The organism is Clostridium saudiense, from assembly GCF_000577815.1.
In the GTDB taxonomy this organism is placed as follows: Bacteria; Bacillota; Clostridia; order Clostridiales; family Clostridiaceae; genus Clostridium; species Clostridium saudiense.
Map to the genome: position 1 here is coordinate 68316 of NZ_CBYM010000002.1, position 25300 is coordinate 93615.

31 protein-coding genes are annotated in these 25300 nt (G+C 26.3%); 4 read left to right on the forward strand and 27 right to left on the reverse strand.

Going from position 1 to position 25300, the window contains the following annotated elements:
- Positions 1–11 precede the first annotated feature (11 nt).
- The 8 genes from TY07_RS01600 to TY07_RS01635 form a co-directional block, all read right to left on the reverse strand.
- Entirely contained in the window at positions 12–1961 is a 1950-nt protein-coding gene (locus TY07_RS01600; RefSeq protein ID WP_042394338.1) for a DNA gyrase/topoisomerase IV subunit B, read from the reverse strand.
- 564 nt (positions 1962–2525) lie between these two features.
- Positions 2526–3872, reverse strand: coding sequence for an NADP-specific glutamate dehydrogenase (gene gdhA, locus TY07_RS01605; RefSeq protein WP_042394341.1), 1347 nt, complete (start codon positions 3870–3872; stop codon positions 2526–2528).
- A gap of 255 nt (positions 3873–4127) precedes the next feature.
- Positions 4128–5267 (reverse strand): MGDG synthase family glycosyltransferase, encoded by a 1140-nt coding sequence (locus tag TY07_RS01610; protein ID WP_042394345.1) that lies wholly within the window; start codon positions 5265–5267, stop codon positions 4128–4130.
- 67 nt (positions 5268–5334) lie between these two features.
- Positions 5335–5868, reverse strand: coding sequence for a phosphatase PAP2 family protein (locus tag TY07_RS01615; protein WP_042394347.1), 534 nt, complete (start codon positions 5866–5868; stop codon positions 5335–5337).
- 176 nt (positions 5869–6044) lie between these two features.
- Positions 6045–6659, reverse strand: coding sequence for a DUF2238 domain-containing protein (locus tag TY07_RS01620; RefSeq protein WP_042394351.1), 615 nt, complete (start codon positions 6657–6659; stop codon positions 6045–6047).
- A 19-nt stretch (positions 6660–6678) separates the two neighbouring features.
- Positions 6679–7647: a rhomboid family intramembrane serine protease gene (locus TY07_RS01625; RefSeq protein ID WP_042394354.1), complete on the reverse strand. Its 969-nt coding sequence runs from the start codon at positions 7645–7647 to the stop codon at positions 6679–6681.
- A 2-nt stretch (positions 7648–7649) separates the two neighbouring features.
- Positions 7650–9446 carry an oligoendopeptidase F gene (gene pepF / locus TY07_RS01630; protein ID WP_042394357.1) on the reverse strand — a complete coding sequence of 599 codons (1797 nt, stop codon included), beginning with the start codon at positions 9444–9446 and terminating at the stop codon, positions 7650–7652.
- A 36-nt stretch (positions 9447–9482) separates the two neighbouring features.
- Positions 9483–9881, reverse strand: coding sequence for a DUF6762 family protein (locus TY07_RS01635; protein WP_042394361.1), 399 nt, complete (start codon positions 9879–9881; stop codon positions 9483–9485).
- 162 nt (positions 9882–10043) lie between these two features.
- On the opposite strand from TY07_RS01635, the gene TY07_RS01640 reads away from it, so the two are divergent.
- Entirely contained in the window at positions 10044–10493 is a 450-nt protein-coding gene (locus TY07_RS01640) for a hypothetical protein (protein ID WP_042394365.1), read from the forward strand.
- A 40-nt stretch (positions 10494–10533) separates the two neighbouring features.
- On the opposite strand, the gene TY07_RS01645 is transcribed toward TY07_RS01640, so the two are convergent.
- From TY07_RS01645 to TY07_RS01655, 3 genes are all read right to left on the reverse strand, one after another.
- The gene (locus TY07_RS01645; RefSeq protein ID WP_042394368.1) at positions 10534–10803 is read right to left on the reverse strand and encodes a hypothetical protein; all 270 of its coding nucleotides are present in this window, start codon (positions 10801–10803) and stop codon (positions 10534–10536) included.
- Between the two features lie 10 nt (positions 10804–10813).
- Complete coding sequence (locus tag TY07_RS01650; protein ID WP_052330574.1) at positions 10814–11263, reverse strand: sensor histidine kinase; 450 nt, start codon at positions 11261–11263, stop codon at positions 10814–10816.
- A 76-nt stretch (positions 11264–11339) separates the two neighbouring features.
- Positions 11340–11831: a DUF1648 domain-containing protein gene (locus TY07_RS01655; protein ID WP_042394698.1), complete on the reverse strand. Its 492-nt coding sequence runs from the start codon at positions 11829–11831 to the stop codon at positions 11340–11342.
- Between the two features lie 326 nt (positions 11832–12157).
- On the opposite strand from TY07_RS01655, the gene TY07_RS18505 reads away from it, so the two are divergent.
- Positions 12158–12421: a patatin-like phospholipase family protein gene (locus tag TY07_RS18505; RefSeq protein ID WP_242833217.1), complete on the forward strand. Its 264-nt coding sequence runs from the start codon at positions 12158–12160 to the stop codon at positions 12419–12421.
- 102 nt (positions 12422–12523) lie between these two features.
- Entirely contained in the window at positions 12524–13015 is a 492-nt protein-coding gene (locus TY07_RS18795; protein ID WP_341349566.1) for a DUF6363 domain-containing protein, read from the forward strand.
- A 134-nt stretch (positions 13016–13149) separates the two neighbouring features.
- Here the strand turns inward: TY07_RS18795 and TY07_RS01665 are convergent, their stop codons facing one another.
- The 8 genes from TY07_RS01665 to TY07_RS01695 form a co-directional block, all read right to left on the reverse strand.
- Entirely contained in the window at positions 13150–13299 is a 150-nt protein-coding gene (locus TY07_RS01665) for a YbaK/EbsC family protein (RefSeq protein WP_367657472.1), read from the reverse strand.
- Positions 13300–13371: 72 nt separating this feature from the next.
- Positions 13372–15834 (reverse strand): SIR2 family protein, encoded by a 2463-nt coding sequence (locus tag TY07_RS01670; RefSeq protein WP_042394373.1) that lies wholly within the window; start codon positions 15832–15834, stop codon positions 13372–13374.
- Positions 15835–16178: 344 nt separating this feature from the next.
- Entirely contained in the window at positions 16179–16664 is a 486-nt protein-coding gene (gene ybaK / locus TY07_RS01675; RefSeq protein ID WP_042394376.1) for a Cys-tRNA(Pro) deacylase, read from the reverse strand.
- Between the two features lie 91 nt (positions 16665–16755).
- On the reverse strand, positions 16756–16920 hold the full coding sequence (locus TY07_RS17935; RefSeq protein WP_157029112.1) for a hypothetical protein: 165 nt from the start codon (positions 16918–16920) through the stop codon (positions 16756–16758).
- Positions 16921–16946: 26 nt separating this feature from the next.
- Positions 16947–17702, reverse strand: a complete 756-nt coding sequence (locus TY07_RS01680; RefSeq protein WP_042394377.1) for a DNA adenine methylase — start codon at positions 17700–17702, stop codon at positions 16947–16949.
- A 231-nt stretch (positions 17703–17933) separates the two neighbouring features.
- Positions 17934–18359: a hypothetical protein gene (locus TY07_RS01685; RefSeq protein ID WP_042394378.1), complete on the reverse strand. Its 426-nt coding sequence runs from the start codon at positions 18357–18359 to the stop codon at positions 17934–17936.
- An 83-nt stretch (positions 18360–18442) separates the two neighbouring features.
- Complete coding sequence (locus TY07_RS01690; RefSeq protein ID WP_042394380.1) at positions 18443–18703, reverse strand: hypothetical protein; 261 nt, start codon at positions 18701–18703, stop codon at positions 18443–18445.
- Positions 18704–18797: 94 nt separating this feature from the next.
- On the reverse strand, positions 18798–19499 hold the full coding sequence (locus TY07_RS01695) for a helix-turn-helix domain-containing protein (protein ID WP_042394382.1): 702 nt from the start codon (positions 19497–19499) through the stop codon (positions 18798–18800).
- 168 nt (positions 19500–19667) lie between these two features.
- Between TY07_RS01695 and TY07_RS01700 the strand changes: the two genes are divergently transcribed.
- Entirely contained in the window at positions 19668–19877 is a 210-nt protein-coding gene (locus TY07_RS01700) for a hypothetical protein (RefSeq protein WP_042394384.1), read from the forward strand.
- 248 nt (positions 19878–20125) lie between these two features.
- On the opposite strand, the gene TY07_RS01705 is transcribed toward TY07_RS01700, so the two are convergent.
- The 8 genes from TY07_RS01705 to TY07_RS01740 all read right to left on the reverse strand — a co-directional run bounded on the left by TY07_RS01705 (position 20126) and on the right by TY07_RS01740 (position 25135).
- The gene (locus TY07_RS01705; RefSeq protein ID WP_042394385.1) at positions 20126–20434 is read right to left on the reverse strand and encodes a hypothetical protein; all 309 of its coding nucleotides are present in this window, start codon (positions 20432–20434) and stop codon (positions 20126–20128) included.
- 45 nt (positions 20435–20479) lie between these two features.
- Complete coding sequence (locus TY07_RS01710) at positions 20480–22381, reverse strand: DEAD/DEAH box helicase (RefSeq protein ID WP_042394390.1); 1902 nt, start codon at positions 22379–22381, stop codon at positions 20480–20482.
- Positions 22382–22589: 208 nt separating this feature from the next.
- Positions 22590–23477, reverse strand: coding sequence for an N-acetylmuramoyl-L-alanine amidase (locus tag TY07_RS18510; RefSeq protein ID WP_042394403.1), 888 nt, complete (start codon positions 23475–23477; stop codon positions 22590–22592).
- A 64-nt stretch (positions 23478–23541) separates the two neighbouring features.
- Positions 23542–23826: a phage holin family protein gene (locus TY07_RS01720; protein ID WP_042394407.1), complete on the reverse strand. Its 285-nt coding sequence runs from the start codon at positions 23824–23826 to the stop codon at positions 23542–23544.
- Positions 23827–23828: 2 nt separating this feature from the next.
- Entirely contained in the window at positions 23829–24119 is a 291-nt protein-coding gene (locus TY07_RS01725) for a hypothetical protein (protein ID WP_042394410.1), read from the reverse strand.
- Positions 24120–24179: 60 nt separating this feature from the next.
- Positions 24180–24386, reverse strand: coding sequence for a hypothetical protein (locus TY07_RS01730; protein ID WP_042394413.1), 207 nt, complete (start codon positions 24384–24386; stop codon positions 24180–24182).
- 19 nt (positions 24387–24405) lie between these two features.
- On the reverse strand, positions 24406–24585 hold the full coding sequence (locus TY07_RS01735; RefSeq protein WP_042394414.1) for a hypothetical protein: 180 nt from the start codon (positions 24583–24585) through the stop codon (positions 24406–24408).
- Positions 24566–25135: a hypothetical protein gene (locus TY07_RS01740; protein ID WP_042394416.1), complete on the reverse strand. Its 570-nt coding sequence runs from the start codon at positions 25133–25135 to the stop codon at positions 24566–24568. Before TY07_RS01740 ends, TY07_RS01735 begins: the two co-directional genes overlap by 20 nt.
- Positions 25136–25300 lie beyond the last annotated feature (165 nt).

Here is a 25300-nt window from a genome sequence, read left to right on the forward strand (position 1 = left end):
CCTTCCTTGCTTTAAAACTCTGCATACTTATACATATAATTCTTTCTTGGTTCAACTACATCTCCCATAAGAAGTGATACCATTTTCTCTGCCTTTGCAGCATCTTCAATAGTAACTTGGAAAAGTGTTCGTGTCTCTGGATTTAAAGTTGTATCCCAAAGCTGATCTGGATTCATTTCTCCTAATCCCTTATATCTTTGTATTAAAGCACCTTTTCCTATTTCCTTCTTAACTTTTTCTAGTTCTTCATCACTATATGCATATTTAGATATTTCTTTTCCTTTAGTAGTTTTATAAACTTTATATAAAGGAGGTTGTGCCAAATAAAGATGACCATTTGCTATTAAAGGTCTCATATATCTATAAATATAAGTCATCCATAAAGTTCTAATATGGAATCCATCTACATCAGCATCACTCATAATAATTATTTTATCGTATTTTAAATCTTCTTCTTTATAATTATCTAAAGTCCCTGTTCCAATAGCTGTATTAAATATTTTAAGCTCTTCAGATGCTAGTACATTTTCAAGCTTTTGCTTTTCAGTATTCATTATCTTACCTTTAGAAGGCATAATAGTTTGGAATCTTCTATCTCTAGCTTGCTTTGCCGATCCTCCCGCAGAATCTCCCTCAACTACGATAAATTCATTAACAGTATTATCTTTTAAAGTACATACTGCAACTTTTCCTGCTAATGGTGCAGTACCTTTACCTATTTTTTTCTTTTCAGCTTCATTAATCTTCTTAATTTTTTCTCTTCTTTGCGCAGCTGCAAGTGCATTATTTATAAGACTTGAAGCAACCTCTTTATTATCTTCTATCCATTCACAAAGCTTAGTATAAGCTAAATCATTCATCATAGTATAAGCTTCAGAACTTCCAAGTTTAGTTTTAGTTTGGCCTTCAAAAACAGCATTAGTTATTTTTATTCTAACAATTGCTGTCATACCTTCTCTTAAATCATCACCTTCAAAATCTTTATCTTTTTCCTTAACAAGCCCTAACTTTTTAGCCCATTCTTTAAACGCTCTAGTCATACCTGTCTTAAAGCCTGATTCATGAGTTCCAGCTTCTGTCGTTGGAATATTATTAACATAACTTGCAATATATTCAGTTGTAGAGTCTGTAAACTGCATACAAACTTCACCATACATTGAAATATTATTTATTGCTCTTTCTCCTTCAAATAAAATAGGAGTTGCATGAATCGGAGTCTTACTTTCATTTAAATAATCGATAAAATCAAGCAATCCTCTTTCTGAATAATATTCCTTTCTGACTTCTTCATCTTTTCTATTATCAATAAGCTCTAATCTTATTCCTTTATTTTGGAATGCTAATTCTTGTAATCTTTCATCAATGATATCGAATTTAAAATCTGTTGTTGAAAATATTTCATTATCAGGTTTAAATGTTACTCTTGTACCTGTATCATTAGCCTTTCCTACAACTTCTAATGCTGTAACAGCTGTCCCTGGCATATCTTTTTTTAATTCTTTATCATAAGCATATTCAAATCGCTGCTTATAAATTTTCCCATTTTGATGAACTTCAACTTCTAACCATTTAGATAATGCATTTACAACTGCAGCACCTACACCATGTAATCCACCAGAAGTTTTATAATTTTTATTATCAAACTTACCACCAGTATGTAATTCAGTAAATACCATTTCAACCCCTGATTTCTTTTTAACAGGGTGAATTCCTGTAGGTATTCCTCTACCGTTATCTATAACAGTTACACTTTTATCTTTATTTATAATTATAGTTGCTTTATCGCCAAATCCATTAGATATTTCATCTATGGAGTTATCTAAAATCTCCCATATACAATGATGTAATCCCTTTGTTCCAGTTGACCCTATATACATTCCTGGTCTTACTCTTACAGGCTCCAGTTTTTCTAAAGATGTCAAATCCATTACATCATATTTACTATTAACTTCATTATTCATATAAACCTCCAAAATTATAACCTATTCACATTTAAGTAATAATTTAGATATAATTATATAGCTTCCTAATATCAAAATCAAACTAATGTTCTTTATTAACCCTATAATTTTATCATATTTTTTTATTTAAAAGAAATTTTTTATTTATTTAATTTTAAATCCTTTATATTTCACGGTATTTAATTATAATCTATTATATAGTAATTAGCCATTACAAAAATTTAATTTAGTTTAATTCATTTGCTTAACTTATTTATATATTATCCTTATTATTTAAAAATACAAAGTATTTTACTTACACTAATGCATTATATTTCAAAAAATCTATAAGTACAAACTTTATAGTAAATAATTTAAAATTAAAATCAAACTTTCCCATCAAATCTTTTTTCTTTTATTATAAATATTTCAAAAATTTTATTTTCATTTTTTTAACATGTCTTTACTTTTTTCCTATCTCATTCAATTTAATATACTTTTTATTTACGCAAAAAAATCAAACTTTCTTATAGTTTTCACTAAATGAAAGTTTGATTTTTAAAAATATATTATAAACTCAAATTATTATACAATTCCTTGTGCCATCATAGCATCAGCAACTTTCTTAAATCCTGCTATATTAGCTCCCATTAAGATATTGCCTTCATGCCCATACTCTTTAGCTGCAGCTGCAGAATTATTATAAATATTAATCATAATACTCTTAAGCTTAGCATCTACTTCTTCAAATGTCCAAGCCATTCTCATACTATTTTGAGACATTTCTAAAGCCGAGCAAGCAACTCCACCTGCATTAGCAGCTTTTGCTGGCCCAAATAATACTCCATTACTTTGTAATACTTCAATAGCATCTAATGTTGATGGCATATTTGCACCTTCAGCAACAACTTTAGTTCCATTTTCAACTAATATTTTAGCTGATTCTGCATCTATTTCTCCTTGTGTTGCACAAGGAAGAGCCACGTCACATTTAATAGTCCAGATTCCTCTGCATCCTTCAGTATATTTTGCTGTAGGAACATAATCTAAGTACTCTTTTATTCTTCCTCTTTTAACTTCCTTAATTTCTTTCACAGCATCAAGGTTAATTCCATTTTCATCATAAATATATCCATTTGAATCACTTAACGCAACAACTTTTGCCCCTAATTCTGTTGCTTTTTGAGTTGCATATATAGCAACATTTCCTGATCCTGAAATTACAACTGTTTTCCCTTCTAAAGAAAGTCCATTATCCTTCATCATTTCATCTGTGAAGTAAACTAAACCATATCCAGTTGCTTCAGTTCTTGTTAAGCTTCCACCATAAGATAATCCTTTTCCTGTTAAAACACCTTGATCATTTGCATTTCTTATTTTCTTATAATATCCATACATATAACCAATTTCTCTACCACCAACACCAATATCTCCTGCTGGTACATCGGTATCTAAACCAATATGCTTACATAATTCAGCCATAAAGCTTTGACAGAATCTCATTACTTCTCTATCTGACTTTCCTTTAGGATCAAAGTCAGATCCACCTTTTCCTCCACCTATAGGTAAACCAGTTAATGAATTCTTAAATATTTGTTCAAATCCTAAAAATTTAATTATACTTGCATTAACGCTTTTATGGAATCTTAATCCACCTTTATAAGGCCCTATTGCACTATTAAATTGAATTCTATAACCTCTATTTACTTGTACATTTCCGGCATCGTCAACCCAAGGTACTCTAAACATTATTTGTCTTTCAGGTTCTACAATTCTTTCTAGTAAACCCTCTCTGATATATTCTGGATGTTTATCAAATACTGGTACTAAAGAAAGCGCAACCTCTTTTACTGCATCCAAAAATTCCTTTTCATTACTATTTCTCTTTTCTACTTGTTCTAATACACTTAAAACATATTCTTTTCCTGTCATAAGTTTACCCCCTTAAAATTTTATTACCAATTATAATATTACACTATTTTACTTATCTTTCCCATATAAATATAATTATTTATCTTCTTTTTTAACTTTTCCACTATCCTAATCTTATTTTTATTAAAATATCAATTTCAAATAAGTTACAATCTAAATAAAACTCAAATAAACTTTTTAAATATTTTATAAAAAAATATATAAAAATAAATATTCCTCTGTCTAGTCAACAGAGGAATATTAAATTTATATACGCTAATTATCATTTTCTATTAAATTATTATTAGCTATAAGTTCATTTATTAACAAAAATATATTTTTAGTAGAATCATTTTTATCAAAAGACTTACAAGCTTCTTTCATATTTTCTAATTTGCCTTCATCTTTTAACAATTCTACTATAGAATTTCTACAGCTATCTCCGTCCTTAATTCTTACCGCCATATTATGCTTTAATAAGAACTCTGCATTTTCCTCTTCTTGACCTGGTATAGCATCAAACACAGCCATTGGTATGTTACATGCTAAAGCTTCTGTAACAGTTAATCCCCCTGGTTTAGTAATGATTATATCAGAGGCCTGCATATACTTATTGATTTCATCAGTAAAATATATTAATTTAGTCTTTTTAGGACTATCATCTATTACCTTTTCAAAATGGTTATATAGCTTCTGATTTCTTCCTGTAACTAAAATAATTTGAAAATCTAAATCAATATCTATTATATTTTCATATACATCAAATACATTAGTTACACCAAAGCTCCCTGCCATCATCAAAATAGTTTGCAATGATTTATCAAATCCTAATTCTTCTAGTACTAATTGCTTTTCCTTTTCTTCAAAGAATACCTCATCTATAGGTATTCCATATGGATAAATAGTATTAACATCTACACCTTCATTAATCATTTTTCCTACCATATCATCATTAGCAACAATATAAGCATCAACTTTCTTGTTTATCCATGCCTTATGAGGTGCATAATCTGTCATTATACAAATTAATGGTATATTTATTTCTCCTTTTGATTTTAATCTTGAAACCATTTCTGTTGGAAATGGATGTGTAGTAATTATTACATCCGGTCTAAAATCATCTATTAATGGTAAAAGCTTATTAGCAAATATGTTATTTAATCTTGTAACAAAGTTTGCTAGCCTATGCTCCTTATTTGTTAAATCATATAGCTTTCCATATAATTTAGGAGTTTTGGTTGCTAAATATACATATCCTGATGTTATTGTTTTATTTAATATCGGACTAATATATAATAAACTATCTACAATTTTCACATTAATATCTTTATTTTGTTGGGTCATATAACCCTCTATTGCTTTAGATGCCCTCATATGTCCGCCTCCAGTAGATGCAGACAAAATAAGAATATTCATTTAAAGTCCCCCTAACAATTAAATTTACTTAATTAGTCAATTAACCATTATATCATAAAATTAAATATTAAAATACTATCCTACCCATAAACCCTACTACGCTTATACCACATGTAAATCCTAGCATCATTCCAAATATAACATCAGTAGGATAGTGAACCTTTAAATAAACTCTCGAAAATGCAATTAAAGTTGCAATTGGACTTACTATTAATCCTAACTTACTATTCATTTGAATAAATACGGCTAATGCAGCAAATGAAGAGGCTGTATGTCCTGATGGAAATGAATATGTTATTGGTTTATTAATTAATAAATCTTCTTCATTTTCTTCAAAGGGTCTTTTTCTTTTCACTATATGTTTAATTACCCCTTCTCCAATTATTGTTGTTAATGCTAATGCTAAAATTACTCCAATACCAACAACCCTATACTCAACCTTTAAAATTAATAATGTTGATATTATAAACCATATAATTCCTAAATTACCCATCATCGTTATAATAGGCATAACTTTGTCAAGTGTCTTTGTTTTACACTTTTCACTTATGTACTCCAATGCTCTTTTATCTATTTTTTCTAAAATATTCAACCATTTCATCCCCCATAGTATTTTTGCCCTTATTAATATTCTTTCCATAACTATATTATATAATATATATTTTATAAAGAGTTAATTTTTTGTTAACAATTACTTATAAATTTCCTTAAGTTTTTCTTAATAACGAAGCAAAAAAGTAAAAATAATGAAATTAACCCATTATTTTTACTTTTCATTTATTGCTTCATCTCTTCAATTATTTTTTCTATATATTTAATTTTTCTACCTTTAATATATAAATAAATTGGTATACTTGAAATAATCCCCATTATAGAACCACAAATAATATCCCACATAGTATCATGCAAACTATTATTTTGTGATAAAAAACCAAATAATTGATCCGTTGAAAATTCCCATATTTCCCAAACAGCCGCTCCTGCTATAGAAAATATAATAGAAAATAACACCGGTGCATATCTTTTACATGTGCTCATTCCTTTTCCATCAGTTATATGTAAAAACAATATAAACCCTATCATTCCTACAATAATTCCCGATAATAAATGTAATATTTTATCATACATCGGAATTATTTCATAAAAATTAAAAACATTTCCTAAATACATTGATCCAACTATAAAAGAAAATATTAAATAAAAACTTATTCTCGATTTTCTTAAAAATGTTTTTTTATAAACAAAATACATAAGCCATAATGCTACTGCCATTAACCCTATTCTAAATAACTTACTTCCATCATAAAATATGAAATTGCATACTGCTGTAATTATTAATATTACCATTGTGATTATATTTATTATAAGAGCCTTATCTTTGACAAATCTCATTAGAAAACTCCTTTGAAAATTAGTATATTTTCTTATTTTTTAATATGAGCGCTGAAATCATTCCAAATATTAATCCACCTATATGAGCTGAATTATCTATATTACTTATTGTTACACCTATTATAATATTTATAACTATAACCTTAAATAAATTTATTATATACTCTTTTCCTATTCTGTCTCTATTTTCAATTCCAAACATAAGCATGGCTCCAAATAAGCCAAATATTGCTCCAGATGCTCCTACACTTATAGAGTCTGAATTAAATATATAGCTAAACAAGCTAGCTCCTATAGCTGAAATTAAATATATTCCGATATATTTAACCTTACCATAAGCATACTCTACCTCTGAACCAATTATTTTTAATGCATACATATTAAATGCTATGTGAGCTAATCCTCCATGTAAAAAGGCACATGTTATTAACCTCCACGGTTGTCCATTATTTATTAATTCATTTACCTTTGCACCAAATACTAAAAGAGTATATGAATCTATATCATATATATTTCTAGATATAATTGCTGTTAATAAATATATTAAAACATTTATAGCAATTAATATATATGTGATTAGATTATCCTTATATTTTAACTTTTTCTTTATTTCTTTTTGTTTACTATTATTAAGAATAGAAACAAGTGGTTTACAGCTATTATCGCTGTAAACTACTTGTTGTTCTTTTTCTGAATAAATTATTTTATTATATCCCTGATGAATAAATGATTCATATTCTCCTATTGCACAAATTACTACATTAAGTACTATCCTTAAAGAATAATGCTTTTCTAGAAAGGCCCTTGCTTCGTAATATTCAAAATTACTTTCATTATCCTTACATACTATAACTGCATAAATAAAATCTTTATTTTCCATTATAGCAATCCATTTATTATTTTTTAAATATTCACTATAATAATCCTTAATGTAAAATCCAGCCTGTTTGGTTAAATCCTCAAATAATGTTTTTTCTAATTTATTCATACTTATATTTCTTTCTCTAACATATCTAACAATTCATTAAATCTGTCAATTGTTGCTTCTAAAGGCTTAGATGTAGTCATATCTACCCCTGCCTTCTTTAAAATTTCTATTGGATAATCACTTCCACCACTCTTTAGGAATCCAACATATTTCTCAACTGCATTAGGTTCATTATTTAATATACTCTTAGCAAATGCTGAAGCTGCTGCATAACCAGTTGCATATTGATATACGTAAAAATCACTATAAAAATGTGGTATTCTTGCCCATTCAATATCGATATCATTATCAACTACCATATCTGGGCCAAAATATTTAACATTTAGTTCATGCCACTTTGCATTGTAATCTTCTGCAGTTAGTGGAATACCTTTTTCAAAACTTTCATGTGTATATAATTCAAATTCTGCAAACATTAATTGTCTAAATACTGTAGTTCTTATTTGCTCTAATTCTTGATTTATTAAATAAAGCTTTTTCTTTTTATCAGTTTCTTTATTTATTAAATGGTGGATCAATAATGCTTCGTTTGTTGTTGATGCAACTTCAGCACAGAATAAAGTATATCCAGCATAATAATAACTTTGTTCTTTTCTTGAATAATAAGAATGTATTGAATGACCCATTTCATGTACTAATGTTGATACATCATTAAGTTCATAGTTATAATTTAATAAAACATATGGCTTAGTATCATATCCGCCCCATGAATAAGCTCCTCCACGTTTTCCTTTATTAATATACTTATCTATCCATCCATCATTTATTCCACCTTGGAATATGTCTAAATATTCTTTACCTAAAGGTTGTAACCCTTCTACTGCCATTTCAACGGCTTTATCAAACTCCACTCTTTCTTTAGGCACTTCAATAACTGGAACATATAAGTCATACATATGCATTTCATCAACACCTAATAGTCTTTTCTTTAATGCTACATATCTATGAAGTGATGATAAATTTTTATCTATAGTTGCAATTGCATTAGTATAAACTTCTAATGGAATATCATTAGGCTTTAATGATGCTTCTAATGCACTATTATAATGTCTTACTTTTGCCCCAAAGTTAAATACCTTAATAGAACTAGATAATGTTGTTGCCAATGTATTTTCAAAGTTTTTATATTCACCAAATAGTTTTTCAAATGCTACTTTTCTAACTTCTCTATCTTTTGATTTTATAAATGAAGAATAATTCCCTTCTGTTAATTCAACTACTTCTCCATCTTCATCTTTGATATTTCCAAACTTCATATCTGCATTAGTCATTATATTGTGTATTGCTGACGGTGCATCTAAACAATCTGAAGCAGCAGCCAATAATTCTTCTTCTTGCTTATTCAATACATGTGGTTTTTCTTTTAATATATTTTCCAATAAGAATTTATAAGGTTCTAATTCCTTATATTCATTCATTAACTTTTCAATTGTTCCATCTGGAAGTGATAAAATTTCTGGTACAACATAAGCTGTGTATGTTGCATATTCAGCCATATATGCATCTATTTTATTCATCATTGCTTGATAAGTTGTATTACTAGTATCCTCATCACTTCTTAAATGAGCATATATATATACTTTTTCTGCTTTTCTTGAAATTTTTTCGTTTACTTCAAAATATTCAATTAAAGTTTTGCCATCTCCTAATTTGCCTTCAAATTCTTTTAGTTTGGGAGCTTCTTCTTGTAATTCCTTATACTCCTTTTCCCAAGCCTCATCACTAGAATAAATTTCATTTACAGTCCACTTATCCTTTTCTTGTATTTCCTCTCTTTTCTTCACAACCTTACTTTCCATATCAATTCCTAGCCTATCTTTATAGGCTCCTCCCTTCTAATTATACTCTTCTTCTTTGCCTTCAATGTCACTAAAAGCTTTTTCCATTGCTTCTTCGATTAAATCAATACATAATGCTAATTTTTCACTTATGTACTCACGATTATCCTCATATTTAAATTTTACTAAATATGTAGGATTATATTCATCTTCAACCTCTTCAATTTCAAATCCTTCTTCTTCAAATAAGTTCATATTAAATACATCATATATTGCAGAGTATTCCCATTCTTCAACATCTTTATTTGTATCAAATTTTATATAAACTTTATCATCTAAAACGTAAAAGCTTTTTATATACTCTGCACCTTCAGATACATTGTAACTTCCAATTTCCTTAACTACAAAACCTGTTTCTTTATCTTTTTCCATTAATATTAAGCTTGAATAATCCATAATAATATTCTCCTTTTACTTATCTTTATCTTTTTTAATTTGTATTTTAATTTATTGTATCTTCATTATAAGTTTAGTGTATTAAATATACAATATTTTCTTTACTTATTTACATATTATGGTAATATATAAATATATAGTTTCTTTAATGGAGGTAGCTTTATGGATACTGTAAATACATTAAAAAATAAAAATGTAATTAAATTACGTAGTAAAAAATTACGCAGTAAAAAACTACGTATTCAAAAAACTAAAAAGTTTGCAACACTCTGTATTATATTGCTATCACTACTTATTATAGGAACCTCCATAAAAAATATGTATGTATATTTCAGATGTTCTGATTTTATTTATTCTCTAGATTATTATTTTACACATTGGAAAGATAAAGATCTTAGACTTATTGAAGTTGATTCTTTTTCTGTATTATCTAAAACTAATAATACTGTTGAAATAGAAGCTTATGGATTTGCTTATAAAAAACCTTACAAAGAGACTTATTTAATTGGAACTTTTATCGAAGATGATAAAGGGCGTTGGCATATGGAATCAGTCAAACTTAAAAATGAAGAATCTAAAATAGAAAATGAAGAAGATGTTATTACTAATTAATATAAAAAATGCACACCTATAAAATGGTGTGCATTTTTTATTAAGATTCTAATAAATTATCAAACTCTCTACTTACATTCCAAGTATGATAGTTATTTCCTTCTTTAGTGTGATTTTCTATAAAATCTTCTAAATTAACTTCAACCTCAGTAAATTCATCCAATTCAATCTTAACAGTATCATCTTCAGTAAATTCGATACTAGTAATTTCTCCTTGTTCTATTTCTTCACTACCATAGTGAAATATTACTCCTAATTCTACTAATGTATCATAGCTTTCCATTAATTTTTCAACTTTATCTTTTGTCATGTTCTTCTCCTTATACTATTACTTTCAAGAATATTATATTAAAAATTGTACCTTTTTCAAGCTCACTTTTTACATTTATACTTCCACCATGAGCTTCCATTATCTTTTTACTTAGTGATAATCCAATTCCTATACTCTTAGGATTTATAGAATTTTTTCCTTTATAAAACCTCTTGAATATATTTTTAAGTTCACATTCATCTATACCTTCACCATTATCGCCTATTGTAATACTAATAGACATAGGTGTTTCTTCAAGAATAATTTTAATTTCCCCATCAATACTAGTATGCTCTATAGCATTTTTTATTATATTACTTAAGCCTTCAGCAATCCACTTTTTATCATGAAAATAATATCCTTCACTATTAAGCGCTAACTCTATACTTTGATTTTTATCATTAGCACTTACTTTTAACGGTGCTACAGCATACTTTATACTTTCACTAAGTGGTATCATTTCTTTATTATAACTTACTGCATTACTTTCTATTCTTACATAGTGAAGTAGATTTATTTTTCTACTTCACTTTTTACTATTTATACTTAATAGCTTTATAAATATAAAATCCAATGCTACCAAATAAGATAAATAAAGATATAGGCAAAAATATTATTGATAAATTTTTACCACTACTCATTGCTGTTGATATACTCATTTGAATATAAAAGAAAATTGCTATTGTTTCTACATTTAGTACCCTAATAAAAGTACTTGCCATTAAATATTGCTTTTCTTTATTTCTTGGATTTATTTCAACCGGATAATTATATACCTGTGGAAACTTAGATAAAATTGCTATTCCTATATAACTCATTAATGCTATAGGCAACAAAATAAATATTGTATTTTTAGAACCATAAGCATCAACTTCCCCCTTAAAATTGTAATGAGTTGGTATTATATCTGGTGCCTTTCCCCAGTATATAAAAGTCATAATTACTAATGCTACAGCTAAAATTAATCCTATAATATCAAGACATTTATTAATCTTCTTATATTTATCCTTTATATCATATTTTCTCATTATTAATCTACTCTCTCCTCCAATACCCATTCTTTATCTTGTATTTGCATTATAATAACCAATTACCATTTCACATAATATATATTAGTAATATATCGTTAATTCATCAAATTAAAAATCAGCTTTTAATATCTTATCTCCTAATTATTTTAATAATATATTTAATTATTTATTACTACTTAAATGGTACAATATAACACTAGCATTCCTCAACCCTTTCCATATTACAAATCCCCTAAATATTTCAAATTATTTACTATTTAAATTTAATGATATAAAATATCTTTATGGTTATTTTTGGAATTTTATTAAAGGAGGTTATATCTTTGATAGGAGTTATTGATGTAGGTGGTGGACTTAGAGGAATATATGGCGCAGGAGTTTTTGATTTTTGCCTAGATAATAATATTAATTTTGATTATGGAATAGGTGTTTCTGCTGGAAGTGCTAATATTGCATCATTTTTAGGAAAACAAAAGGGACGAAACTTAAAGTTTTACTCTGAATACATTTTTAGAAAAGAATATATGAGCTTTCACAACCTTTTTAGGAATGGTTCTTATATTGATTTAGATTATGTTTATAGTTGACTTTCAAATTCTAATTGTGAAAACCCCCTTAATTATGATGGAATTATAAAATCAAATAGTATTTTTAAAATTGTAGCTACTAATTCATTAACCGGAGATACTATTTATTTTGATAAAAGTTCATTATCTAAGGATGACTATGATGTTTTTAAAGCTTCTTGTTGTATACCTATTGTTTGTAAGCCCTACACTATTGATGGTATTAATTATTTTGATGGTGGCCTTTCAGACCCTCTTCCTATAAAAAAAGCTATTAATGATGGATGTGATAAAATAGTACTTATACTTACTAAGCCTGTTGGCTTTGATGAACCTGATAAAACTGATAGAATATTAGCAAAATTACTTAATAAAACTTATCCAATTGCTTCTCAAAAACTTCTTAATAGACATAAAAAATATAACGAGGGTATTGAAATAGCATTAAAATATCAATCTCAAAACAAAGCTTTAATAATAGCTCCTGCTGATTGCTGTGGTGTAAATACATTAACTAAAAAATCAGAAAATTTACTACAACTTTATAATAAAGGTTATAAAGATTCCGAATCACTATTAAGCTTCATCAAATCTGATTCTCAAGCAATTGTTTAACTAAAAAAAGTGTTGTTCACTTTTTTCAGTTAGTAGTTAAGGAATAAATTCAGCTAACTGAATTCTAAAAATATATAACCAAAAAAAACTACTAGCAATTTGATCCTTAACTACTAACTAAATTTATGCATAATTTATATAATGTCTGCAGTAGTGAATCTTATTACTTTTGAAAGCTCAGAAAGAGACATTTCTACTTGATATCCAATTTTTCCAGCACTAAATATAATCGTGTCATAATCTTCAGCTGAAATATCTATAACAGTTTTAAAAAACTTTTTCATTCCAATTGGTGAGCATCCACCACTTTTTATTTATATACTAATAATCAATTATTTTAATATAAATATATTTTATCAAACTAGTACAGGCTCTTCTTTAATCTCCTTTATAATATCACTAATTACATAGTCTATTTTTCTATCTATCTTTTGTATATCTATATTTTTATCTCTTCCCTCTTTTCTTAATGCCGAACTATATTCATTAATTTTATCCTTTATTTGTTTACAACAAAATAAAAACATTGCTTTTTGAGTTTGATCAAAATATTCATAAAATTTAACATAAAATTCATGATAAAATATAGCTTGCTTTAAAGGATAATGTAAATTAGCTGGTTTGTTACTATTATAATAAATTAACGTATGCGCATCCATAAAATTTTTATATGCATCATCACGATTATTATAAAACAATGTTGATTCTAATAAAAATCGTGCTTTATGAGAATCTAATTGATATGCATCCAAACTTTTTTCACTACTTGCATATGCGTATGCAGAATCTAAATATAACTTTGCTTCTTTATAATTTTTAATATCCATTCTTGCTATAGCATATTGTAACCAAAAAAATGGATTATTTTTATTAAACTCTAAATTTTTTGTTCTCTCATAAAAAGAAATAATATTTTCAGCAAAATTTTCAGCTTTTGAGTTTAAAATAATTCTTAGATTTGAAAATGCTAATATTATTTTCATTATTTCTCTATATTTATAAATATAAGTTTGTTTATTTATATTTATCATCATTTTAACTAATATATCAACTACTTCCAAATCAAATTTATTATTCTGTAAAATATAATATCCTACTATAGATGATTTTATAGAAATTTCATTAGAACCAAAGCTAAATAATTCATTTATATTATTATGTTTTGTAATACTAGCACTCAATCTAGGAATACCAAGAATCAATAATATATTTTCTAAAGTTAGATTCAAATTAATAATGCTATTTACAAACACAATTATTATTAATTCTTTTATCTCTTTTTTTGTTTTTAAATTATCTATTATCTTATCAACCTTTTTAGATATTACCTCTGATTCAAATAGATAAAGTAAAATATCTCTTATTTGAGAATTACATTCTTCAACAATAAACTTCTTTTTCTTTTTGAATGTATCATTTGCCTTTTTTCCCCAAAGGTTATATTCATTTATCAAATTAATCATTTTTTCTATTTCATTATCAGAAAGTTTGTTAATATTATTAATAGAAATATTATTTTCATGAATTTGTAGCTTGTCAGCTAATTTAACATAAAAATTATCATTAATATAACTTCTCGCTGAAAAAATAAATTTCATACTCTGTGATTTATGTAAATTAAAATACTTGAAATATTTTGAATTTAAATATAAATTGTAATTTTCTACAAATATAAACTTTCGATTTGTATTTTTACTTATTATATCTAAATCATCAATAAAGTAACTATTAATTTCTGTTAATGTATATATATCTCCATAATTTGAAAGTTCCTTTTTTAAATATTCTAGAAATATAGTCTTTCCATTCCCTAAGTCTGAGGTTATTATTTCTAATTCAACATCAGCTAAAAGCTCTTTAACTATTCTATCAGTAATATCTCTTTTTATAATATATTCATTCTTAGAATTATTAACCAAATGGTTATAATTTATTTTTCCATAAAACAACAGGTCCATTGTATCTTTATCTAAAAATTCTGAGCTTTTATATTCTTTAGGGTTAAATTTTTTAAAACACATTAGTTTAGGTTTTATAGTTTTTTCTTTATAACATTTTTTTATTTCTTGTATTTTTTCAGCAAACCCTTCAGTTCCAATTTCTAATACTTGTCCGTATTTTCTCATAAGCCTTAAGCTTTTTCTGCTTGGGTTAAATGTTATAAAGAAACATTTTTCTTTTAATTTTTCTGTAGCTGCTATTAATTCCTGAATAGACCTATCATATTCTAGAGAATAACCTACAAAAATAATGCATTTTGAATTATTCAAATCTTCTTCTAATAAAAAACTCCATTGATTAACGATTTCCTTACTCATATATGATTCATTCGTTAATTTAAATTCATTAAATACTGTATCTTCATTTAATTTTTCTATATATCCATTCAAATGAATTACTACATCATTTTTATTATTATAATATCTTATTTTATCATTCGCAGTAATTGTAGGTCTATATTTACCAGAATCTAAAGATGCTTTTTCAATAATATTATCATAATTAGTTGTATAAATTCTTTTCCAAGGTAAATTACTAATTATTTTCTGACTATCAGTATATGTTTGACAAATATATTCCTTTTTTAAAAACGAAATAAACATATCTATTCCTTTTTCTTCAATATATAGTTCAGAAATATACTCTAAATCTAAATCATCTTCATCCAAATCAGCATCATCTATCATTTTTTTACTTAATCCATTTCCAAGAAGAAATTCTTCATTATTAATATTTTTTGCACCGTGAGAAAAACCTGCACCTGCAAACAATATCGCATCTCCATTTAATATATGAAAAATAGCTTCATTTATATCCATACTCTCTCTCCTTAAAATAATTTTTGATACAACAACATTACCATATTTTACTTTTTAATACAATTTTATTTATATTTTAATTTGTGACTTATTTATATATCTAAATAATATAAATTGGATTAAATTATACGTTTTTACTTATATAATTATTACTTTATTAAAAACTCAAAACTCACATTTACAACACTTATTAAATTATTAGAACGTTTTTTTATTTGATATCTAATCTTTCCAATACTAACAATAATAAACTCTAATTCTTTAGCACTCTCATGTATAGATGTTTTATATTCACATTTTTGCCCTATTACTGAACAACCGCCACTTTTTATTTATGCACTAAATTATTTTATTATATATTCAAAATTTCCCGATACTACATTTATTAAATCATTAGGATTTATTTTTATTTGATATCCAATTTTTCCAGCACTAACAATAATAAACTCTAATTCTTTAGCACTCTCATGTATAAATGTTTTATATTCACGTTTTTGTCCTATTGGTGAACACCCTCCACGAATATATCCGGTATACTTCATAATATCATTAACATTAATCATTTCTATTTTTTTCTCACCAGTTATTACAGCAGCTTTTTTTAAACTTAATTCTTCTGCTACAGGAATAACAAAAACATACAACTCTTTACTTGTTCCTTGTGATACTAAAGTCTTAAATACATTTGCTTCATCTATTCCAATTTTATGTGCTACTGATATACCATCTATTTTCCCATCCTTACTTTCATAAGTAATCATTTCATAATTTATTTTCTTTGAATCTAGTATTCTCATTGCATTTGTTTTTACAACTTTTTCTTTAGACATGCTTATCACTCTCCTCCTCAAAATCATAACATTATTTTACATAAATTAATACAAATAAAAAAGAGCCTATTACGGCTCATTAATATATAAATTAGTGTTTAATTCTATTTTTCTTGCTTAAATATCCAATAATCATAGCTTTACAGATTTTATCAATTTCAATAGTTTGCTCCTTCCCATTTATAAATCCTACTAACTTTAGATCTGAACATGCTTCAACTATATTTAAGCTATCTATTTCTTTAATATTATCCATGACTTCTACCTCTTCAAACAATTCTTTTAATAATTAGTTATTATTAATTCCTTATATTTGCCTCTTCCTTCAGCAGATCTCGAAACTGAATAATTAACTTCAACCTCTCTTATATTAAATCCTTTATACCACTCTCTCACTTTTTCATGGTCATTAATAGTTAATAAAAATTTACCTTTTAAACTTTTAAGCTTGTCTCTTAAAATAATATGTTCTTTTTCTTCAAACTTATTATCATATCCTGCAGTTTCAAAATACGGAGGATCACAAAAGAAAAAACTATGTTCTCTATCATATTTATCAATAATTTTTTCAAAACTTAAATTCTCTACATATGTGTTACTTAATCTTTCCTTTATATCATTTAACATATTTTTATAAAATATTTTTTGACTAGGCTTAGTTGTAGTTCCATATCCATACACCTTACCCTTACCAGCAAAACTTTGAGTTATTAAATATAGGAATCTAATAGCTCTATGTATTTCAGTTAAATAATTTACATTGTAGTTTTTATACTCTTCAAAAATATCTCTTCCAGAAAACTCATACTCTAATAATCTTTCTATCTCTGGAGAATGATATTTTATCATTTTAAATAGATTAATTAATTCTTTATCTATATCATTTATAACTTCTATCTTACTCTGTTCTTTTCCAAAGTAAACCCATCCTGCTCCAAAAAACAGTTCTATATAACATGTATGCTCTGGAATCAAATCTATAATATCTTTCCTTAGTTTATATTTTCCTCCAACTCTACAAATAGGCGGCTTTAACAAAATATCACATCCTTTGTATAATTTATATTAATTATAGCAAACATTTGTTCGTATTGCAAACATACGTTCGCATTTTATATAAAATAAAACTAGATATATTATTGAAATATATCTAGTTTTTCTGCAATTTTCTTCTCTATTTTTTTACTAATTTAAAATAAAAATATATGATATGTTCTATATTAAAGTAATTAAGTCTTTCAATAAATAATTATATTAATTAGTTTTTATCTAGTATCCTCTAAATTTATGAAGTTCTGAACTTAATTCTTCATTTTCTTTAATAAATTCTATTAAATAATTCTCCGTAATAACAAATTGATTATTATGTTTATCTTTTGTTGCTAATCTTTGCTCTCCATCTTTATCAGTAATTTGAAAGCTATGAATAATTCTATTTCTTTTAGATAAAATACCTTCAAACTTTCTTGCAATTTTAGTATTAGAATTCTTAGTTATAGTTTTACTTATTGGAGCAAGTAATTCTCCTGATGATACATTAATTAAATCACTCCAATTATAAGAAGAGTCATTATCATTTCTTAATATATTTTCTATAATAAAAGCATTATTTGAATTAAAAGTACAAATTGCACTTCCTAATAAATTTCTGTAATACACTGATGGTAGTGCCTGTCTCGTTCTAACTTCTTGCATTTTATCCCCTCCGTAATAAAAAATATTAATATAATTATAACATAATTTTATTAATACAGTATTATTAAATTTTTAAAGATCATTTACAAAGAGTTACCTAAACCATATGCTTTTTCTAAAAATACTTGTATGTCTCCTGCAAGTAAAGAATTATCATTAATATAAATATGACCATTATTTAAAAAAGTAGTCTTTTTTAATGCACCCAGAACATTAAAATACTCATAATATATTGTTTCTGTTTTAAAACAATCATCTTCTTTAATTTTAAAATCTAAGATTTTAGCTTTCTCATGATATTTATTAAATCTTTCTAATAGATCATGTGGTATATTTTCAAACATTTAATTCCACCTCTCTCTGAATAATTTCATAAGCTATTATTTTACTTAAATAGCTCCTCTTGTTTTATTCCGCTTTTTAAAATCTAAAACTTTTTTAATAACAATAAGCTACACTTACTTGATCTATATTTTGGAACTTTAGTCCTTTTCTTAATAAATTCAACATTCCTTGTGAGAACTTTATTCCAGCTTTATAATATTCATCTACTAACATTTGAATTAAGAATGTTGCATTTCTACCTCTTCTCTTCTTAAAATTTCTTATAGCTTCTCTTAATAACTCTTCATCAGCTATAGTTAATATCTTTTTAGCAAAATTACTATTATCTATATTTGTAACTGCTCTAGCCATTCTAACATTATTATGATTATCTATAGAAGCTTGTTTACTTTGAACCCTTGGCTCTTCCTCAATATTTTCTAAAGCTTCTTCAACTGAAATTTGTCCATTTAACGGTTTCTCTCCATTACTATCAATTCCTACTTTAGGAGTTTTATCTTTTTTATTAATTACTTTGGTAGTTATAAGATGTTTTAATTTTTTATAAATATTAAAATTACCTGCTAACCCTTTTCTTTTTTCTATAGAAATATATTCAAGTTCTTCAAGTCTTTTTATACTTCTCTTTACTGTAGAGATAGATATATTAAGTCTTTCAGAAATAATATCAATCGAAGGATAACTACATTGTTTTTCTGCATTATATAAACTTAAAAGATATGTGTATACTCTAAATTCATTAGATGTGATATTTTTATCTGTTATTAATTCATGTGATAATTTTAAGAATTGCATTTGTAGTCACCTCCTATACATATTTGTTTATATATTTTATTTATAATTTTATTTTAAACCATAGAGTTTAATTAGTCAATATTTATATTAAACTTATTTAAGTATTTTTAAATTATTTTGTTATTTATTAAACTCTATGGTATAATTTTAATCATAGGAGGTGTTTATATGGCTCTAAAAGATGAAATCAAAGGTTATATAGTATCAAATGGCTTTACAATAACTGATATAGCTGAAGAATTGAATAAACGTACTGGAACTGAATTTACTATGCAAAATTTATCAAACAAAATAAGAAGAGAATCTCTTAAATATAGTGAAGTATTAGAGATTGCCGATATACTTGGTTATGATATTAAATGGGAGAAAAGGTCTTAGTGTAATCTAAGGCCTTTTTATTTTATATATAAGCAAATCACGAAGTGTATTAGCTAATTATATAGCTAATATATAATAAATATAAATAATTAAATATAGATTGTGGTTCATTATGAACTTTTTAAAAGTTTTATTATGATACTTTTAGTCTTGATATGATAAAAGCACCTGGATTGCTCCTGGTGCTTTTTATTTAGGATATTGTTTTGTATTTTTATAAAAATGTTTCTTAAACTTATTCTCTCTTTTTACATATTTCCTACTTTTTTAGTATTAATATATTCACTTCTTAATCCTTCTAACATATCTTTCCTATTAAATAAATATTCTTTTTGCTCATTTTCGTAATAGTATATATTATCTAAATAATTTTCACTATTAAACTCATAGTAAAATTTCATAAGAACTTCATTAATATAACATGTTATTTCAGCTAATATGCCATTTTCAACTTTAATATAACTTATTCCTGTATAGTTATCTAACTTTAAATTATCTATTAAATTGTAAGGAGTAAGCAAAGGTAAATATGTTAAGTCATATATTTCATTAAACATTTTAATTCTTTTCACCTCCATTAAAATTTATATAAATAAAATAAATTAGTTATTTCTTTCATTATAATACGTATTTAAAGTTTCATCAATAACTTCATTCAACATTTCTAATTTTCTAAATGCATTATCAAAATCCGCATCAGACCATTCATTTCTTGGTAATCCTACTGCATTTTTAAGATAACTATTATAATACATAGCTAGCATTGCTGTATTTTTCCCTTTATTACCTTTTATATTATTAGGAATCCACCAATATTTCCCTATAAATAATCCGCAATCTTTTAAATCATCTAAATCTGGATTTATATCAAACTTTTCTATAAATTTAGGAACTATATTTTCTCTAATCTCTTCATCTAAATTCCTTTTCTTGCTCTTATATAATAAATCTGGTCTTCCTAGATGAGTTTTATTGACTTGTGTTTGTTGTAATAATATTTTTGCTTGTTCCTCATTAACTCCTAATACTTCTTGTAATTGCCTTAATTTTTCTTTTAAAACCTTATCTTCTGCTTTACTTTTATTGATAAGTTCTGTATCTAAATAAGTTTCTTCCATTATTGAGTGTTTATTAGATTCTATAACTGTTCCATATTCCACTTCTTGTCTATCACTTCTAGGAGTATTATCATCAAAAGTATAATCTAAAATTTCGTCATAATCTTTTAGGTTTTTTATTATTTCACTTTCTTGAATTTCCTTTTTATATTTTTCCCATAATATATCTAAATATAAATGTTGATGAGATATTATTTTAGCTATATTATCTTTAGCACTTCCCTCATTAATTTTTCTTAATACTCTACCTATAAATTGTGCATATGGCAATTCATTTCTAAAAGGTCTAAATATAGCAGCTATAGATAAATATTTATGATCATATCCTTCACCTAACATCGCTACATTTATAACTGCTTTTACTCTATGATTCTCTATATCTTTAAATGCCTTTTCTTTTTCATATTTACTTAAATTACTATGAATTATTGCCGTACTTATTCCTTTAGATTCATATATTTCAGCTATATCCTTAGCATGTTTAATACTACATGCTATTGCAATTATTTTATGTGGTATTGATGAGTTTTCTAACTTTTCCTCTAAAGCCTTAATACTTTCATCTACTATTTTTTCAGAACATTCCTTTGAATATGCAACACTTCTTGTAACCCAATCTTGATCTCTTAATCCTAACTCTAAAATTTCATCAACTGTATATAGCTTACTATCTCCATCTATTGTTAATTTCAATTCATCAGGTACATATTTTATATTACTTAAACTTTTAACATATTCATGAACCATAGCTCTACTTAATGAATATTTGTATATTAATTCTCCAGTTATCTTTTCTCCATCCGTTCTAAACGGAGTTCCTGTTAGCTTTAATACTTTTGCTTCTTTAAAATAATTTACACACTCAACCCATGTCATAGCTGTAGAGTGATGGGCTTCATCTATAATTATAAGATCAAAGAAGTCATTTCCTACTCTATTTATTAATGAAGAATTTAAACGTTCTTGTAATTTATGAATATTTAATACAACTATATTAGCAGAATTTAATACTTCAATAGGAGTACTAGAACCTTCATATTCAATAACATTAGGTAAAATAAACCCTGGGGTTATTACTTTGCATTTATACCAAAAATTTTCTGGATTATCTGGGCTTATAGCCTCTAAAACTGTATCTCTTATTGAAGTTGCTGGTGTTATTATTAAAACTCTTTTTTTAGCTAATCCAAATGGTGCCATCGCCATTACACCTGTTTTGCCAACTCCTGTTGGTAAAACTATCAACGAATTTCTATTTTTATATTCATTACTATAATACTCCATAATTTTATAATAAGCTTCAATTTGTGGAGTTCTAATATTTTTATTATTTTTAATATTGGGTTTTACTACTAAAAAGTAGTTTTCATTATAATTATATGCCATACTTCCCTCCTATTATTGCACTTCAAAAATAAATCAAGTATAATAGAAATAAGAAAATCAAATATTTCAATTACACTTAAAGCTACTTTTAAATCATTGTCTTAGTAGCTTTTTTTATTTTATTATAAAATGGAAAGTTTGTCCACTTTTGCTTTATAAAAACAAAAAAGGCTAGATACCCAAATTGATGAGTATCTAGCCTTGATAATTATAAATTTAATAATTTTCTCCAAGTATTTTGACCAACAATTCCATCAACTGATAAACCTCTAGTCTTTTGAAACTCTCTTACTGCAGAATAAGTACCACTACCAAATATTCCATCTACTCCATTAGTATTGTAGCCTAGTTTAACTAATTTTTCTTGAAGTAACTTAGTTATATTACCACTTGCACCTTTTCTAAGTGTAGGACATCCAGCTAATGTTGCTGGTCCAGCTATGCCATCAACATTTTGTTTTGAAAATCCTTGGTTATTACATTCTTGTTGTAATCTTCTTACCCAATCATCACCTGTAGTTGTTACAGTAGATTGAGTTTGAGATGTAGATGATGTATTTGTATCTACTACTGGATCACTAACTATATGATTATCTAATGCATCTACTATAGCCTTTGCGATTGCCTTATATCCAACTGAAAGATATTTATTTGCATCTTCTGTGTCAACAAAGCAAACTTCTATTAACATAGATTTAGCTTTTGTTCTTCTGATTACATAAAGCCCTGTACCAGCTTTAACCCCTCTATTATTAAATCCTAATGCAGCTATATTATTACAAACATCAATAGCATCTTGATATTGTCTACCTTCGTAAGTGTACACCTCAACACCTTGTCCACCTCCTGCATTAAAGTGAATTGCTATGAACCAATCTAAGTCCTCTCTATTAGCTTGTTGAACTACTAAGCTTAAGCTTTCTGATGTAGTTGCTGCATAATCCACAGTACAGTTATAAACAGCATTACCTCTTTCCTTTAATAACCTTCTTACTTCTTCTCCAACTAATCTAGTATGTTCCCCTTCTTTTATAATTCCTACTGCTCCAGTTCCAGCACCTCTTAAAGTATGTCCATCATTTACTCCAATTTTCATTTTTAAATTCCTTCTTTCTTAATATATTTTTATAAAATAAAAGAGAGCCTATTGGCCCTCAAAATTATTCTGATTTATTTAATTGTTTGTATGTTTGATTTACTCCAACAGATACTCCCCAACAAAGTATTCCATATAAAATTCCATTAACAATGGTATCTAAAGCTACTTTGTATTGAGTATTTATAATATTTAATAATACAGCTATAGTAATTGCAAATAGCATTAGCAATGAAGTTATAAACTTATCAGGTACAGTTTCTAACTTTTTAAGAAATACTCCTACTACATATGTTGCAACAATAACGATAATTAAAAATTCTGGTATGAAAGTCATTAAATTTTCCATTTTTAACACACTCCTCTTTCTTCTTCTATTCCATCAATACGCTTATGAGCTGACTTTACACTTTCTTCTACTCTAATAAGCCTTTCATTCATTTTTAGCATTTCTCTATCTCTTTGCTTATTATCTAATTTAATATCGTCTACTCCTCGACTAATATAATCTAATTTAGCTTTTGTATCTGCTTCCTCCCTCGTATCTGCTCTTATATCTCGTCCTTTGTTTCTTTGAAATGTAGAATAACTTATAACAGCTCCTACGATTGTACAAGCTAATGCAATGCTTATTGTTTCCATTTTCACACCTACCTTTTATTTTTTTGTATTAAAAAAGAGCCATTTCTGACTCTCCAATTATTATCCCCACATACCTTTACTAGCAAAATCTCTTTCAGAAGTATAATAATCCTGTAAGTTTAAATTGTATTTAAGGCATTTTCTTTTAAGTTCTTTTAACTCAGACTTAAAATCCTCTGATTCATTTTTTTTAGCTTTTATTGTTTGGGCTAATTCTTCTATTTCTTTAATCGCTTTAACTATAGGTAATTCAAATACATCTCCCATATTTTCTCCTATCTAAAAGTTATTTTATTCCATATCGTTGTTCATAGTAATTGTCTGTTTTTTTATTAAGATTTTCTTCTTTTACCATTTTCTCTAAAATATTTATTATAGTTTTATTTTTATTTATATTATATCCTGCAGAAATGGCCCAATCAATTACATTTACTATCTCTTCAATTTCATTCTTGTCTATATCCAAACCTTTCACCTTCAATTTCTAAAATTTTATTATATATCTCTTCTGTTTCTCTTATTACTGGTAGTAAGCTATATTCATCATTTAAAAATATAAAACTATGATTTGTGTTATCATAATGTCTTAATGTTTTTGCTGGTTTATCTCCTATCATTATCATATTCCTAGGACCTACATTACATTCACATATAATATTATTTTCTTCATCTCTGTACCAATCTTCAAAATACTCATCATAATGTTCTAAAATATTTCTGTATTTTCTTGCAACTTCTGAATTAGCATTATAGAAAAACTGAGTATCTTCTCTAATTTCAAGTTTATCTCTCAAAGCGTTGCCTCTAGCTCTATAGTTTACTGTAGGATATAATATCTTAGATATATTCCCTAATGAGGTAAACATATTTTGCAAAGCATAAAACACCCCTTGCGCATTTCCATTTGGCTCTAGTGAATCATTTAAAATATTTACAGATGCAAAAACATATTCACATTGCCTTTTAATTTCCCTTAAAAAGTATTCAATCATTCTTTCGTCTACACTGTTATTCATTCTTTAATCCTCCATTATAATTTATCTTTATAAATAAATGTGATATAATAGAGGTAACAAAATAGTCCTCTATTATAAAGAATTCACTGGATGGCAGTCCTTAATGTGAATTCTTTTTTATTTTACAATGAACAACTATAAAAGGCAAATTTAAACAATAAAAAA

Coding starts and splice junctions, on each gene's coding strand:
- TY07_RS01685 (WP_042394378.1), bottom strand. CDS start 18,359: ATGCAAGAAGTTAGAACGAGACAGGCACTACCATCAGTGTATTACAGA.
- TY07_RS01700 (WP_042394384.1), top strand. CDS start 19,668: ATGGCTCTAAAAGATGAAATCAAAGGTTATATAGTATCAAATGGCTTT.
- TY07_RS01705 (WP_042394385.1), bottom strand. CDS start 20,434: ATGTTTAATGAAATATATGACTTAACATATTTACCTTTGCTTACTCCT.
- TY07_RS01670 (WP_042394373.1), bottom strand. CDS start 15,834: ATGGATATAAATGAAGCTATTTTTCATATATTAAATGGAGATGCGATA.
- TY07_RS17935 (WP_157029112.1), bottom strand. CDS start 16,920: ATGGATAATATTAAAGAAATAGATAGCTTAAATATAGTTGAAGCATGT.
- TY07_RS01625 (WP_042394354.1), bottom strand. CDS start 7,647: ATGAATAAATTAGAAAAAACATTATTTGAGGATTTAACCAAACAGGCT.
- TY07_RS01640 (WP_042394365.1), top strand. CDS start 10,044: ATGGATACTGTAAATACATTAAAAAATAAAAATGTAATTAAATTACGT.
- TY07_RS01620 (WP_042394351.1), bottom strand. CDS start 6,659: ATGAGATTTGTCAAAGATAAGGCTCTTATAATAAATATAATCACAATG.
- TY07_RS01650 (WP_052330574.1), bottom strand. CDS start 11,263: ATGATACCACTTAGTGAAAGTATAAAGTATGCTGTAGCACCGTTAAAA.
- TY07_RS01690 (WP_042394380.1), bottom strand. CDS start 18,703: ATGTTTGAAAATATACCACATGATCTATTAGAAAGATTTAATAAATAT.
- pepF (WP_042394357.1), bottom strand. CDS start 9,446: ATGGAAAGTAAGGTTGTGAAGAAAAGAGAGGAAATACAAGAAAAGGAT.
- ybaK (WP_042394376.1), bottom strand. CDS start 16,664: ATGTCTAAAGAAAAAGTTGTAAAAACAAATGCAATGAGAATACTAGAT.
- TY07_RS01635 (WP_042394361.1), bottom strand. CDS start 9,881: ATGGATTATTCAAGCTTAATATTAATGGAAAAAGATAAAGAAACAGGT.
- TY07_RS01600 (WP_042394338.1), bottom strand. CDS start 1,961: ATGAATAATGAAGTTAATAGTAAATATGATGTAATGGATTTGACATCT.
- TY07_RS01665 (WP_367657472.1), bottom strand. CDS start 13,299: ATGAAAAAGTTTTTTAAAACTGTTATAGATATTTCAGCTGAAGATTAT.
- TY07_RS01610 (WP_042394345.1), bottom strand. CDS start 5,267: ATGAATATTCTTATTTTGTCTGCATCTACTGGAGGCGGACATATGAGG.
- TY07_RS01720 (WP_042394407.1), bottom strand. CDS start 23,826: ATGGAAAATTTAATGACTTTCATACCAGAATTTTTAATTATCGTTATT.
- TY07_RS01730 (WP_042394413.1), bottom strand. CDS start 24,386: ATGGGAGATGTATTTGAATTACCTATAGTTAAAGCGATTAAAGAAATA.
- TY07_RS01695 (WP_042394382.1), bottom strand. CDS start 19,499: ATGCAATTCTTAAAATTATCACATGAATTAATAACAGATAAAAATATC.
- TY07_RS01655 (WP_042394698.1), bottom strand. CDS start 11,831: ATGAGAAAATATGATATAAAGGATAAATATAAGAAGATTAATAAATGT.
- TY07_RS01725 (WP_042394410.1), bottom strand. CDS start 24,119: ATGGAAACAATAAGCATTGCATTAGCTTGTACAATCGTAGGAGCTGTT.
- TY07_RS01740 (WP_042394416.1), bottom strand. CDS start 25,135: ATGAATAACAGTGTAGACGAAAGAATGATTGAATACTTTTTAAGGGAA.
- TY07_RS01615 (WP_042394347.1), bottom strand. CDS start 5,868: ATGAAATGGTTGAATATTTTAGAAAAAATAGATAAAAGAGCATTGGAG.
- TY07_RS01710 (WP_042394390.1), bottom strand. CDS start 22,381: ATGGCATATAATTATAATGAAAACTACTTTTTAGTAGTAAAACCCAAT.
- gdhA (WP_042394341.1), bottom strand. CDS start 3,872: ATGACAGGAAAAGAATATGTTTTAAGTGTATTAGAACAAGTAGAAAAG.
- TY07_RS18510 (WP_042394403.1), bottom strand. CDS start 23,477: ATGAAAATTGGAGTAAATGATGGACATACTTTAAGAGGTGCTGGAACT.
- TY07_RS01645 (WP_042394368.1), bottom strand. CDS start 10,803: ATGACAAAAGATAAAGTTGAAAAATTAATGGAAAGCTATGATACATTA.